Origin of the sequence: Komagataeibacter xylinus (assembly GCF_031081985.1) — a bacterium.
GTDB classification, from domain to species: domain Bacteria; phylum Pseudomonadota; class Alphaproteobacteria; order Acetobacterales; family Acetobacteraceae; genus Komagataeibacter; species Komagataeibacter xylinus_E.
The window spans coordinates 112,542-125,520 of the sequence record NZ_JARWSK010000003.1 but is presented as its reverse complement, the minus strand read 5'-3'; the positions used below and the strand labels follow the sequence as shown (position 1 = coordinate 125,520).

Here is a 12,979-nt window from a genome sequence, read left to right as displayed (position 1 = left end):
TGGGGTCAGGTCCAGAGCCGTATCAGGGTTTCAGCAGTTTTTTGAGTTTATAGAGCATTTCCAGCGCCGTGCGCGGGCTGAGTGCATCGGGGTCGAGGGTTTCGAGCATATCAAGGGCTGCGGGCGGCACGGCGGGTGGCGCGGGCTCGATTTCCACCACTTCGGCCTGCTGCTCGAACAGGGGCAGCGGCGGGGCCTGCCGCCCGCGTTCTTTCTCCAGCATGCCTAAAAGGCGGCCCGCGCGGCGCACCACGGGCTCGGGCACGCCGGCAAGGCGTGCCACATGCACGCCCCAGCTCCGCCGCGCCGAGCCGGGTACCACTTCATGCTGGAAGATGACCTGCCCCTTCCATTCCCGCACGCTCATGGTGTGCGGGGTGAGGCGGGGCATGGTGTTGGCGAGTTCGGCGAGTTCATGGAAGTGGGTGGCGAATATGGCGCGGCAGCGCAGGGTGGAATGCAGCGTTTCCAGCACGGCCCAGGCAATGGCCAGCCCGTCGAGCGTGGAGGTGCCGCGCCCGATCTCGTCCACCACCACAAGGGAGCGCGGGCCTGCCTGGTTGAGGATGGCCGCCGTCTCGGTCATTTCCACCATGAAGGTCGAGCGCCCGCGCGCCAGGTCATCGGCAGCACCCACGCGCGAGAACAGCCGGTCCACCACGCCAAGGTGCATGCTCGCCGCCGCTACCGGCAGCCCCGCCTGCGCGAGGATGACGGCAAGTGCCGCCTGCCGCAGGAAGGTGGACTTGCCCGCCATGTTCGGCCCCGTCAGCAGCATGATGCGGTGGTCGGGCTCGAGGTCGCAGTCATTGGGGGTGAAGCGGGTGTTGCGCGGGAGCGCCGCCTCGACCACCGGGTGGCGGCCCGCGCGGATGATGAAGGACGTATCATCGCCCACTACCGGGCAGCACCACGCGCCGCCGCCCGCCAGCACGGCGCAGGACTGCACGATGTCGATCACCGCAAGGGCGGCTGCCATGTCCGGCAGGGCGGCTTCATCAAGGATGTGGCCCACCACCTGCGTAAACAGGTGGCGCTCGCGCAGGGCGGCATTTTCGGCTGCCTGCGCAATCTGCTGGTCAAGGCTGGCCAGCCGCTCGGTGGCAAACCGGCTGGAACTGGCCGTGCCCTGCCGCATGATCAGGTCTTCACGCCCGCGCAGGCGGGGGGCTGCTGCGGCAGGCACCTCGATCACGTAGCCAAGCTGGGCATGGTGGCGGATCTTGAGGTTGGCGATGCCGAATTCCTCGGCATATTCCTTCTGGAGCGCCGCGATGATGCGCCTGCTGCCATCGCGCAGTTCGCGCTGGGCGTCGAGTTCCTTATCATAGCCCGCAGCGATCGTGCCGCCTTCATCCATGCGCGCGGGCGGGTTTTCGCTCAGCGCGCGCTCCAGCAGGGCCTGAAGGTCGTGGGCGCGGTCAAGGTGGCCAGCAGCCTGAGCCAGCAGCGGCGGCAGTTCCGCCTGCTGGTTCAGGATCTGACCAATCTCACGCGCAACGCGCAGCGCCAGCCGGATGGCCCCGGCATCACGCGGCTGCCCGCGCCCGAGCGACAGGCGGCCAAGCGCGCGGGCCATGTCGGGGGCGGTGCGCAGGTGGGTGCGCAGGTCATCGCGCACGCCCGGTCTGTCAAGCAGCCAGACCCACCCGGCCTGTCTGCGGGCAATGCGGGCGGGATCGGTCAGGGGCGCTGCAATCCAGTCGGCCAGCATGCGGCTGCCTGCCGCGGTGACGGTGCGGGCCACGGCGGCAAACAGGGTGTGCTCGGTCGTGCCATCACGCGTGCGCAGCAGGTCGAGGCTTGAGCGGGTGGCGGGGTCAAGGCCGAGTACGTCCTGGCTGTCGCTGGGGCGGGGGTGCGACAGGCGCGGCAACTGGCCCGCCTGGCTGCGGCGGATGTAGTCCAGCGCTGCGGCGGCGGCCTGCGCCTCCGTATCGCTGAAGGTGCCGAACGCATCGGGGCTGGCCACGCCAAAGGCTTCGGCCATGCGGGTGCGGGCGGCATCAGCGCCCGGCGGTGGCACGATGGGGGTGCGGCGGGGGGCGAAATCACCCAGCTCCACGTTGTCCGCGCACAGGATCTCGGCGGGGTCGAGGCGGCCAAGCAGGTCGTTCAGGTCGCGCGCGGGCACGCTTGCGGTCTCGAACAGGCCGGTGGAAATATCGATCCACGCAAGGCCGGGATTGCCCGCCTCGCGCCCGGTGGGGCAGATGATGCAGGCCAGCAGGTTCTGGCGGCCTGCCTCAAGCAGTTCATCTTCCGTCAGCGTGCCGGGCGTAATCAGGCGCACGACCTCGCGCCGCAGCGGCCCTTTTGATGCTGGTCGCCCCTTGCGCGGCTGCTCGGTCTGTTCGGCCACCGAAACACGGAAGCCCCGGCGGATCAGCCGCGCCAGATAGGCCTGCGCCGCATGCACCGGCACCCCGCACATGGCGATGGGCTGGCCCGCATGCGTGCCGCGCGCGGTGAGCGAAATATCAAGGGCCGAGGCGGCTGCCTCGGCATCATTGAAGAAGAGTTCGTAGAAATCTCCCATCCTGAAGAACAGCAGGGCGTCAGGGTGTTCGGCTTTGAGCGCAAACCACTGCGCCATGGCGGGTGTGGCGCCTTCGGGGGATGGAAATGTCATGTCTGGTGTCTACCGGTGGGGTGGGGGATTCGCCAGCAGGGAGCACAAGAAAGTTTTTGGTGAAGCTTTTATCCGCTGGTTTCAGGGTGCTTTCAGGCCTGCTGCTTGCGGCCCAGCCGCCGTCTGACCGCGCCAAGGGCCAGCCGCAGGTCGGTCACCCCCAGCAGGTGCAGGGCCGCAAGATACACGCTCACGCCAAGGCCGATCAGCACGCCCACATCCACAAGCCGCATGACCGGGCCTGCCTCCATGGCGTGGCCCAGCGGCGTATGGCCCAGCAGGGCCACGCCGCCCGCCATCAGCCCGGCACAGCCCACCATGCCCGCAAGCTGGCGCAGCAGGTCAGGGTCAGGCACAAATGCGCCGCGCCGCAGCAGGATGAAGGCCAGCACGCCTGCATTGACCATGGCGGCCAGGCTGCTGGCCAGTGGCGGGCCGATATGGGCCAGCCAGTGCATGAAGCTGATGTTGAGGATGAAGTTGAGCGCCAGCGTGCCCATGCCCACCAGCACCGGCGTGCGCGTATCGCCCCGCGCGAAGAAACCGGGCGAGAGCACCTTGACCAGCACGAAGGCGGGCAGCCCCAGCGCATAGGCCCGCAGCGACTGCGCGGCCAGCATCGCGTCATGCGCCGTGAACTGCCCGTGGCCGAACAGCGCCATCATCACCGGGGCCGCCAGCACCAGCAGGCCTGCGGCGGCGGGCAGGGTCAGGATCAGGGCATAGGAGATGGCGCGGTTCTGCACGCCATGGGCCCCCGCCTCGTCATCAGCGGCAAGGTGGCGGGTGAGCACGGGCAGCAGCGTGGTGCCCGCAGCCGCGCCGAGCACGCCCAGCGGCAGCTGGTTCACCCGGTCGGCAAAATACATGAGCGATACGCTGCCCGCGGGCAGCAGGGTGGCGATGATGGTATCGACCAGGAAGTTGATCTGGGTAATGCCGCTGCCCACCAGCCCCACGCCCATGCGGGCCAGCAGCGTGCGGATGCGCGGGGTCAGGCACGGCATGACCAGTCGCAGGCGCATGCCCGCCCGGCTTGCCGCATAGAGCAGGATGCCGAACTGCACCACGCCCGAGGCGCTGACCCCCCACGCCGCGGCATGGGCCACATCGCCCGTAAGGGGGGGCAGGAGCAATATGGCGGCAATGCCCACTACGTTGAAGCTGACATAGGCGGCGGCCGCCACGCCGAATTTGTGCATGCCGTTGAGCACGCCTGAAACGAGTGCCGCCCCGCAGATCATGAGCAGATAGGGAAACGTGATGCGACTGAGCGAGATGGCCAGCGAATCGCGCACATCCCCATGCGCAAAGCCCGGCGCGATCACGCGCAGCACGCCGGGCATGAAGATCTCGCCCAGCACCGTCAGCAGCAGGAGCCACGACAGCAGCACGCTCATGGTCTCGCTGGCGAACTGCCGCGCGGTGTCCTTGCCCTCACGCTCGAGCAGGGAGGCAAACAGCGGCACGAAGGCGGCATTGAGCGCACCCTCGCCAAACAGGCGGCGGAACATGTTGGGCAGGCGGAAGGCGATCTGATACGCATCCTGCGCCATTCCCGCGCCCAGCAGGGCTGCCAGAAGCTGGTCGCGCACCAGCCCGAGCACGCGGCTGATCATGGTCCAGCCGCTTACGGTCAGGAAGCCTTTCAGCATGCGGCGGCGCGGATCAGGCGACCCATCAGTGATCCATCACGGCACGTTCGACCGCCATGCGCACGCGGCGCGATTCGGGCGAGGTGACGCAGGTGAACCAGTTGGCCAGGTTGCCGTCGCGCCCGATCAGGTATTTGTAGAAATTCCAGCGTGGCAGCGACAGGAATCCCCCCTCGCGCGCCAGCCAGCGGAACAGCGGAATCGCCTGCTGCCCCTTCACATGGCTTTTGACCGTAAGCGGGAAGGTGACGTTGTAGTTGCGCTGGCAGAATGTGCCGATCTCGGCAGGGGTGGTGAGTTCCTGATTGCCGAAATCACCCGATGGCACGCCAATCACCATCAGGTCGTGGCTGCGCCATGTGGTCCACAGGCTCTGCAGCCCCTCATATTGCGGGGTGAACCCGCATTTCGAGGCCGTATTGGCAATCAGGATCGGCTTGCCCCGCATCGTGCCGAGGTCGATCTCGGAACCATCTAGGGCGGGGAGTTTAAAATCGTAGATCGTGGTCATGGAATGCTCGGTCTCGTATGCGCGCCGGAATGATCCGATTGCAGGCTGGTACGCCGGGGGTCAAGTTACCAGTTTGCAAATGTGCAATGTAGCCTGTGCTCCGGTCAGGCGAATTCATGCCCCACGGGCCGGGCCAGAAGCGCGGTTGCGGCCTGCGCCATGTCGATCTCGCCCGCCAGCAGGCGGGCTATCGTGGCGATGACGGGCGTGCTGACCCCGTGCGCCTGCGCCAGAAGGTGCAGGGCGGGCGCCGTGGCCATGCCCTCGGCCACGCCCTCAAGGGCTGCGGCGGCTTCATGCGCGGGCATGCCCTGCCCCACGGCCAGCCCCAGCCGGTAATTGCGCGAGGCCGCCCCCGTGCAGGTGAGCAGCAGGTCGCCGATCCCTGCCAGGCCGGACAGCGTTTCCACCTTGCCGCCCAGCGCGTGCGACAGGCGGGCGAGTTCGGCAATGGCGCGGGTGATCAGCCCCGCACGCGCGTTCTCGCCAAGCCTGGCACCCATGGTGGCGCCTGCGGCAATGGCCACCACGTTCTTGGCCGCACCGCCAAGCTGCACGCCGGTCGGGTCATCGCTGGCATACAGGCGGAAGGTGGGAGTGGTGAGCAGGTCGGCCAGCCTGCGGGCCTGCGCGCGCTCGCTGCTGGCCAGCACGGCGGCCGCAGGCAGGTTTGCTGCCACCTCATGCGCGAAATTGGGGCCGGACAGCACGCCGAGCACACTGTGGGGAAACACCTCGCCCAGTACCTGCAACGGCATGAGGCCGGTGCCCTGCTCGATGCCCTTGCAGCACGCGATCACGGGCGCGCAGGGGTGCAGCGTGCTGGCGACCGCGCGCAGGTGCTGCATGGGGCAGGCCAGCAGCATCAGCTCGGCCTGGCGCGGCAGGGTGTCGGTGACGGTAATGGTCTCGGGCAGGGCAAAGCCGGGCAGGCGCGGCATGACCCTTCCTGCCGAGAGGGCGGCGGGATTGCGCGCCCACAGCGTGACATGTGCGCCCGCGCGGGCCGCCTGCAGGGCCAGCGCCGTGCCCCAGGCGCCCGCGCCGATCACGGCGATGCGTTTGGTGTGGGTCATGATGTGGGTTCTCCGCGGTGTGTGCCGTAAACCGGCCTTCTGTCATGTGCCTAACCGCAATGCGGCGCGCGGGGTTGCCGGGCAAGGGGACGGGCGGGTCTGTATCTGATAAAGGTTTTTGGTGAAGCCTTTTTCCAAAAAGCCTCGCAAGACGTCGCCTTTTTGAAAAAAGGCGATACCCAAAAACTTTTATCTTTTAAGGCGTGGCCTCGATCGGCTCTGCGGTCATGCGCTGCGCCATCTCCGCGAGCGGCCAGCGCGGGCGGGGGCGCAGGGCGATGTCGTTGGGAATGGGCAGGCCCGCTTCACGGCGCGCGCGCATGGTCTCGATCGCAGCCCACGCCACCATCACCGCGTTATCGGTGCACAGCCTGAGCGGAGGGGCGGCGAAGGGCAGGTCGTGGCGGGCCGCAAAATCGCGCAGGCTGGCGCGTAGCACGCCATTGGCCGCCACCCCGCCCGCCACCACCAGGGTGGTGGGGCGCTCCATCATGCCCAGCGCATGACCGAGGCGGTCGATCACGATGTCACTCACCGCCTGCTGGAAGCTTGCGGCAATATCGGCGGCTTCCTGCCGGGGCAGGGCGGTGCGTACTGCCGTGGGCAGCTTCTGCGCCACGGCGGTTTTCAGACCGGAGAAAGAGAAGTCGCAGCCCGGACGCCCCATCAGCGGGCGGGGCAGGGCGACCGCGCGCGGGTCGCCCTCACGCGCAAGGGCCTCCACCGCCGGGCCGCCCGGCCAGCCAAGGCCGAGCATCTTGGCCACCTTGTCAAACGCCTCGCCCGCCGCGTCATCAATCGTGCCGCCCAGCCTGCGGTAGTGGCCCACGCCTTCCACCGCGATGCACTGGCAGTGCCCGCCTGACACGAGCAGGAGCAGGTAGGGAAACGGCGCGCCATTTTCGGCAACACCCGGCAGGCGGGCCGTGAGCGCATGGGCCTCGATGTGGTTGACGGCAATGAAGGGCTTATCAAGGGCTATGGCCATGCCCTTGCCCATGTCAGCACCCACGATCAGCCCGCCAATCAGTCCCGGCCCGCAGCTTGCGGCAATGGCGCCGAGTTCGTGGGGCTGCATGCCTGCCTTCGCCAGCGTGTCGCGCACGAGTGCGGGCAGGGCGGCAAGGTGGGCGCGGGCCGCGATTTCGGGCACGACCCCGCCAAATGGCACATGGCCGGATTGCGTTAATGTCGTTTCTGCCACGATCTGGCCGTCTGTCGCGACAATGGCACAGGCGGTGTCATCGCACGAAGATTCAATGGCCATAACGGGAGTTGGCAGATCGGGTGGGGTCTGGTCGCTGGCGTGCATGGCGTAATTTACAATCCGGATGTGTCGATTGTCATCTTTCCTTTATCGCGATGCGGTAATAGACACGCGATATGGAGTCCGCAAAGCCATCCGCCCCGTTTCCATCGTCCGCGCTACAGAAAGTCGCGGCCGAGGCTGCTGCACGCCAGCGAAAGGAAGCCACCCAGACCGAACCCCACCGGCGGCAGCTACCGCTGAAGGTCGGAACGCGGGCCTCCCCGCTGGCACTGGTGCAGACGCGCGCCTTCCTTACGGTGCTGACCCGCTTCTGCCCCGTTCTGCGCGACATGGGTGCGTTTCAGGAGCACCAGATCAGCACCACGGGCGATCAGGTGCTCAACCGCAAGCTGGCTGAAATTGGCGGCAAGGGCCTGTTCGCCAAGGAAATCCATGAAGCGCTGCTTGATGGCCGGATCGATTTTGCCGTCCATAGCCTCAAGGATCTCGAAACCACGCTGCCGCCAGGGCTGGTGCTGGCCTGCACGCTCAAGCGCGAGGATGCGCGCGATGTGCTGATCCTCGGCCCCGGCTGCGGCGAGCCTGACCCGGCAGACCCGTATGCCGTGCTGCCGCAGGGTGCGCTGGTGGGCTGTGCCTCGGTGCGGCGGCAGGCGCAGATGCTGCATGTGCGCCCTGACCTGAAATTCGGCCTGCTGCGCGGCAATGTGCAGACACGGCTCGACAAGCTGGCCGCGCGCCAGTGCGATGCCACCCTGCTGGCCTATGCGGGCCTGCGCCGCCTTGGCATGGAAGACCGCGCCGACGTGATCCTTGACCCCACCATCATGGTGCCGGCGGCGGGGCAGGGCATTGTGGGTGTGACCGTGCGCGAAAGCGATGTGGAACTGCGCGAGCTGCTTTCCGCCATCGAGGATTACGAGGCCCGCGCCGTGGCCACCGCCGAGCGCGCGCTGCTGGCAGAGCTTGATGGCTCGTGCCGCACCCCCATTGGCGGGTACGCACGGCTGATCCCGGTCGTGGCCGGTGGCGCGCCGGAACTGCACCTGACCGGGCTTGTGGCGCGTGAAGACGGTTCCTTCCTGCTCAAGCGCTCGATCAGCGGCGCACCGTCCGATGCAGCCCGTCTGGGTCGTGACCTTGGCCGCAGCCTGCGCGCCGACAGCCCGGCTGACATCTTTGCCGAGAGCGCCTGACCAGCACAACGCCCCCGCCATGCAGAACGGGGTCATCATTACCCGCCCCCCGCCGGGCCTCGCCCCCACCATGGCGGCGGTGGCCGGGCTGGGGTGGCGGCCCATCGCGGCTTCCATGCTGCATGTCGAACAGCTTTCCCTTGCCCCGGCCACGCCCCGGCCGGACGCCATCGTGCTGACCAGCGGGCAGGCCATTGCCGCTATCAATCGCCCCGCATGGCACGATGTACCCTGCTACGTGGTAGGTGAGGCCACGGGCGCGCGGGCGCGCGTGGCCGGTTTTACACATGTCGTCCCGGCGGGTGGCACGGCGGATGATCTCGGCGGCCTGTTGCGTGCGGCCCTGCCCGCGCGTGGCCTGCTGTTGCTGGCCGTGGGGCGTGGCTATGGGCGTGACATGGCGCAGGCGCTGCGGGCGGAGGGGTTTCGCGTCATGCGGCGCTGCGTCTATGCGGTCAGCCCTGAACAGCGTCTGCCCGCGCAGGCAGCGCAGGCGCTGGTGGCAGGGCAGGTGGCGGCGATCCTGTTCTATTCCACCCGCACGGCGCAGGCTTTTCTGGCCGCGCTGAATGCGGCGCAGACCGCGATGCTGCGGCATGTGGTGGCGGTGGCTATGTCAGCGGGCGTGGCGAACGCCTTGGCGGCAGGGCCTGCATGGCGCAACATATGCGTGGCGGCCCGACCGGATCAGGCCGCCATGCTTGCCTGCCTTGGCGAAGCCCGCTGAACGGCAATTCCAGACAGACTATGTGAAAAGTCAGCCTGGAAAACATCCAGAAATCATAAGGCTGTTTTTGGTGAAGCTTTTTGAAAAAAGCGGCACCCGGAAATTTTTATGTTTTTTATCAATGAGTTGTTTTTAAACAGTGTCTGGCAAAATAACAGCCTTGGCGCATGAATTGCACGACCCATGAAAAAAGCCGGGAGCACATGCCCCCGGCCTTTTGCCTGTAACCGTAATGGCCAGAAGGATCAGGCGTGACCCGGCGTCTGGTCAAACGAGTTACGCTTGGCCTGCCACAGCGCCACGAAGTCGATCGGCTGTAGCACCACGGGCGGGAACCCGCCATCACGCGTGACCTCGCTGAGGATGTTGCGCACATAGGGGAAGATCAGGCGCGGCACTTCAACGAGCAGGATCGGCTCGACAAGCTCGGCGGGCGGGTTGGTCAGGGTCACGATGCAGGCATAGGCCAGCTCGGCAATGAACACCGGACGCCCCTGCGGGCCACCTTCCTTCTGCGGCGGCTCGCTGGCTTCGGTCTTTACGGCCAGGATCACCTCAAACACCATCTGGTCGGGTTCCAGACGGTTGGCCTGCACGTCAATGTTGACCGAAATCTGCGGGTTGGTGCGCAGCGTTGCGAAGATTTCCGCCCCGGCGGGCACTTCGAACGAAAGATCCTTGATGTATTGCAGGTTGATCGCCAGCGGCTGGGCCGGGGGGGCGGTCTGGTCGTTTTCAGGGGTGGGCGGCTTGGTCGTGTCGGACATGCTTGTCTGTATTCCCCACAAGAGAGACGCAAAAGGATTTAAGGGTACCGTATTCTCTGGCCGTAGCATGGGTATGCAGGTGATGCCATACCAGCCGCCGGAATTTTAACGGCCGTGGCGCATTGTGCTGGCTCCGGGCGTTGCCTATGTTGTGACGTAGGGTAATCTTTGGCAGGTCGGCCCGCCTGCGGTAATGGACGCGCGGCATGAATTTTTCTTTTGGTCATTTTCCGCTGGATCTGATTGTTCTGGGGCTGGTGGCTGTTTTTCTCGTGCTGCGGCTGCGCAGTATCCTCGGTCGCCGCGTTGGCGCCGAGCCGGCACCCCGTCCCGTGGCGCCACCGCCCATGGCCCCCACGGTGGTGGAAACGGCGCCCGAACCGCCACCCCCCGCCGTAACCTATGACATTCCCACGCCCGATACGCGCGTAGGCGGCGTGCTGGCCCGCATCGCGGCGCTCCAGCCCGATTTTACGCCAGACGGGTTTGCCAAGGGCACGGAGGCGGCCTTCCGCCAGATCGTGACCGCCTATGCGGCGGGCGACCTGAACACGCTGCGTACGCTGCTCACGGCGGCCACCTTCACGGCGTTCGAGGCCGCGATCACCTCGCGCCAGCAGGCGGGCGAGACGCTGCGCAGCGAAATCCGTGATATTACCGATATTGCCATCATTGGCGCGGATATCGACGAGACGACAGGCCCCAACCCTGTCGCCCATATCGAGGTGCGCATCGTGTCCGACCAGATCAGCGTCACGCTCGATGGTAACGGCCAGCCCGTTGCGGGCGTGGATGCGGTAACCGAGTTCTCCGACCTGTGGGTATTCGAGCGTATTCTTGGCGTTAATGGTGATGGCTGGCGGCTTGGGGCAAGCCGCAGCGCGTAAGGTGAATGAACGGCCTTACTTTCACCAATAAAGTCATGATAAATACATCTTTATGAAAGTGTTTAAGCGTATCGCGCCGTTGTGCGCCGCAGTCGCCCTGTGTGGGTGCCACATGGAGTCTCCCACGCTGGGAGCGAAGGCACCATCGCCCCATGCCCGCGCACTCTCCTTCAGCAGGCTGCCCGGATGGCAGGACGATGCGCTTGAAGAGGCGCTTCCCGTCTTTCTGGCTGAATGCCACAAGATCGAGAGCCTGCCGCCTGAAAGCGGGCTGGGGGGCGATGTTTCCGCGCATGCGGGCCATCAGGTGGGTGACTGGCAGGCCGCCTGCACGGCAGCCCGCGCGGTGCCGACCGGCGACCGGGCTGCGGCGCGGGCATTTTTCGAGCAATGGTTCGTGCCGACCCGCGTGGCCGCAGGCAAGCGCGCGGGTGGCATGCTGTTCACCGGCTATTATGAGCCCGAGATCCGCGGCTCCCTGCGCCGTGGCGGCATTTACCAGACCCCCGTCTATCGCAGGCCGTCTGACCTGCTGCGCCAGCGTGACGCGCAGGGCAATGTCGTGACCGGGCGCCTGCATGACGGGCAGATCGTGCCCTACTGGACCCGCGCGCAGATTGATGAGGGCGCGCTTGCCCATCAAAAGCTCGAACTGCTGTGGCTGGCCGACCCGGTTGACCTGTTCTTCCTGCAGATTCAGGGTTCAGGCCGCGTACGCCTGCCCAATGACGAGATCGTCCGCCTTGGCTTTGATGGCCTCAATGGCCAGCCTTACGTGCCGCTGGGCCGGGCCATGGTGGCGCAGGGCCTGATTGGCAGCGATGATGTCAACATGGCCTCCATCCGGGGCTGGCTGGAAGCGAATCCGGGCAAGGCGCGGGCGGTGATGGAGCAGAACCCCAATTACGTCTTCTTCCGCGAACTGCCATCCGACAGCCCGCTGGCCGGTGCGCCGGGCGCGCTGGGCGTGCCGCTGACACCGGGGCGCTCCATGGCGGTCGACCGCTCTTACATTCCGTTGGGAAGCCCGGTATGGGTGCAGACGCAGGTCCCGGTTGCAGGCCACCTTGCTGCGTGGAACCGGCTTGATTTCGCGCAGGATCTGGGCACCGACATCAAGGGACCGGAACGCGCCGACCTGTATATGGGCTGGGGGCCGGAAGCCGCGCAGGCAGCGGGAAACCTGCATTCACCCGGCCAGATGATCCTGCTGGTGCCCCGCAGCGAACCGGGGCGGGAAAAGAAGCACAGGCATAAACACAAACACTAGGTCCGCCCCGGGCGGAGTTAAGAGCGTAGCAGCATCATGACAGGGCGACCCCGCGCGGGGCAGGTTTCCGCATCCACACCCCGCCTGCCGCGGACTGTCCGTTACACCGAGGGGCCGCACCTGCTCGTGCGCGGCGACTGCCTGCGCGCGCTGCGCCGCATGGAAGCCGATAGCGTGGATGTGGTCGTGACCTCGCCGCCCTATAATATCGGCCTGAAATACCGTACCTATCGCGACCGGCTGGAAGAGGACGGCTATCTGGACTGGATGGTCGAGATCGCGCGCGAGGTGCGGCGCGTGATGCGGCCTGACGGGTCGTTCTTCCTCAACGTGGCCGGGTCATCGGCGCAGCCGTGGCTGCCGTTCGAGCTCATGGTGCGGCTGCGCGAGCTGTTCGTGCTGCAAAACCATATTGCCTGGGTCAAGTCGATCTCGGTCGGAACTGACACGCATGGCCACTTCAAGCCGGTCAACAGCCACCGTTACCTCAACCGCAACCACGAGCACCTGTTCCACCTGACCCGCACGGGCGATGTCGGGCTGAACCGGCTCGATATTGGCGTGCCCTACATGGACAAGTCCAACATCGTGCGCCGTGGCCACCGCCAGGATCGGCGCTGCCGGGGTGATACGTGGTTCATCCCGTATGAGACGGTGCAGGGCAAGGCGCAGAAATTCCATCATCCCGGCACGTTTCCCGTCATGCTGCCGCAGATGTGCATCCGCCTGCATGGCAAGAGCGCGCCGGTGGTGCTCGACCCCTTCATGGGCACGGGCACCACGCTTGTCGCCGCCGTGCGCGAAGGGGGGCGGGGCATCGGAATTGATCTCGATACCATCTATGTCAATGTGGCCCGCCAGCGCGTGCGGCAAGCTATGGCGGCGGCTGAAGCGGGCGCGGATGGTATGGATGATCGAAATTATTGATCGTTTTCATTAAAACGATTGTTTTGACAAATAATCCCCCAATCGACCAGAACGTCCGCAG

Annotated in this window: 11 protein-coding genes; 5 read left to right on the top strand and 6 right to left on the bottom strand. The window is 66.3% G+C overall.

The annotated features are described in order from the left end of the window. Positions 1–22: 22 nt before the first annotated feature. The 5 genes from mutS to tsaD all read right to left on the bottom strand — a co-directional run bounded on the left by mutS (position 23) and on the right by tsaD (position 7,186). The gene (gene mutS, locus QEG70_RS06765; protein WP_308719973.1) at positions 23–2,632 is read right to left on the bottom strand and encodes a DNA mismatch repair protein MutS; all 2,610 of its coding nucleotides are present in this window, start codon (positions 2,630–2,632) and stop codon (positions 23–25) included. 92 nt (positions 2,633–2,724) lie between these two features. Further along, entirely contained in the window at positions 2,725–4,287 is a 1,563-nt protein-coding gene (gene murJ / locus QEG70_RS06760) for a murein biosynthesis integral membrane protein MurJ (protein WP_308719972.1), read from the bottom strand. A 25-nt stretch (positions 4,288–4,312) separates the two neighbouring features. After that, positions 4,313–4,798, bottom strand: a complete 486-nt coding sequence (locus QEG70_RS06755; RefSeq protein WP_308719971.1) for a glutathione peroxidase — start codon at positions 4,796–4,798, stop codon at positions 4,313–4,315. A gap of 104 nt (positions 4,799–4,902) precedes the next feature. Next, entirely contained in the window at positions 4,903–5,874 is a 972-nt protein-coding gene (locus tag QEG70_RS06750) for an NAD(P)H-dependent glycerol-3-phosphate dehydrogenase (RefSeq protein WP_308719970.1), read from the bottom strand. Positions 5,875–6,070: 196 nt separating this feature from the next. Continuing rightward, entirely contained in the window at positions 6,071–7,186 is a 1,116-nt protein-coding gene (gene tsaD / locus QEG70_RS06745; RefSeq protein WP_308719969.1) for a tRNA (adenosine(37)-N6)-threonylcarbamoyltransferase complex transferase subunit TsaD, read from the bottom strand. Positions 7,187–7,257: 71 nt separating this feature from the next. Between tsaD and hemC the strand changes: the two genes are divergently transcribed. Beyond that, a complete protein-coding gene (hemC, locus tag QEG70_RS06740; protein ID WP_172158413.1) occupies positions 7,258–8,340 on the top strand; it encodes a hydroxymethylbilane synthase in 1,083 nt (360 codons plus the stop codon). Beyond that, the gene (locus QEG70_RS06735) at positions 8,324–9,067 is read left to right on the top strand and encodes a uroporphyrinogen-III synthase (protein WP_308719967.1); all 744 of its coding nucleotides are present in this window, start codon (positions 8,324–8,326) and stop codon (positions 9,065–9,067) included. Before hemC ends, QEG70_RS06735 begins: the two co-directional genes overlap by 17 nt. 245 nt (positions 9,068–9,312) lie before the next feature. Here QEG70_RS06735 and secB read toward each other — a convergent pair whose 3' ends face one another. Beyond that, positions 9,313–9,834: a protein-export chaperone SecB gene (gene secB / locus QEG70_RS06730; protein ID WP_308719966.1), complete on the bottom strand. Its 522-nt coding sequence runs from the start codon at positions 9,832–9,834 to the stop codon at positions 9,313–9,315. Positions 9,835–10,040: 206 nt separating this feature from the next. Here secB and QEG70_RS06725 point away from each other — a divergent pair, with 206 nt between their 5' ends. From QEG70_RS06725 to QEG70_RS06715, 3 genes are all read left to right on the top strand, one after another. Continuing rightward, entirely contained in the window at positions 10,041–10,721 is a 681-nt protein-coding gene (locus QEG70_RS06725; protein ID WP_308719965.1) for a Tim44/TimA family putative adaptor protein, read from the top strand. 112 nt (positions 10,722–10,833) lie between these two features. Continuing rightward, positions 10,834–11,991, top strand: coding sequence for a murein transglycosylase A (gene mltA, locus QEG70_RS06720; protein WP_308719964.1), 1,158 nt, complete (start codon positions 10,834–10,836; stop codon positions 11,989–11,991). A 36-nt stretch (positions 11,992–12,027) separates the two neighbouring features. After that, entirely contained in the window at positions 12,028–12,918 is an 891-nt protein-coding gene (locus QEG70_RS06715; RefSeq protein ID WP_308719963.1) for a DNA-methyltransferase, read from the top strand. Positions 12,919–12,979: the final 61 nt, after the last annotated feature.

Excerpts from the sequence above, each read along its gene's own strand:
- mutS (WP_308719973.1), bottom strand. The coding sequence starts at position 2,632 with ATGACATTTCCATCCCCCGAAGGCGCCACACCCGCCATGGCGCAGTGG.
- murJ (WP_308719972.1), bottom strand. The coding sequence starts at position 4,287 with ATGCTGAAAGGCTTCCTGACCGTAAGCGGCTGGACCATGATCAGCCGC.
- QEG70_RS06755 (WP_308719971.1), bottom strand. The coding sequence starts at position 4,798 with ATGACCACGATCTACGATTTTAAACTCCCCGCCCTAGATGGTTCCGAG.
- QEG70_RS06750 (WP_308719970.1), bottom strand. The coding sequence starts at position 5,874 with ATGACCCACACCAAACGCATCGCCGTGATCGGCGCGGGCGCCTGGGGC.
- tsaD (WP_308719969.1), bottom strand. The coding sequence starts at position 7,186 with ATGCACGCCAGCGACCAGACCCCACCCGATCTGCCAACTCCCGTTATG.
- hemC (WP_172158413.1), top strand. The coding sequence starts at position 7,258 with ATGGAGTCCGCAAAGCCATCCGCCCCGTTTCCATCGTCCGCGCTACAG.
- secB (WP_308719966.1), bottom strand. The coding sequence starts at position 9,834 with ATGTCCGACACGACCAAGCCGCCCACCCCTGAAAACGACCAGACCGCC.
- QEG70_RS06725 (WP_308719965.1), top strand. The coding sequence starts at position 10,041 with ATGAATTTTTCTTTTGGTCATTTTCCGCTGGATCTGATTGTTCTGGGG.
- mltA (WP_308719964.1), top strand. The coding sequence starts at position 10,834 with ATGGAGTCTCCCACGCTGGGAGCGAAGGCACCATCGCCCCATGCCCGC.
- QEG70_RS06715 (WP_308719963.1), top strand. The coding sequence starts at position 12,028 with ATGACAGGGCGACCCCGCGCGGGGCAGGTTTCCGCATCCACACCCCGC.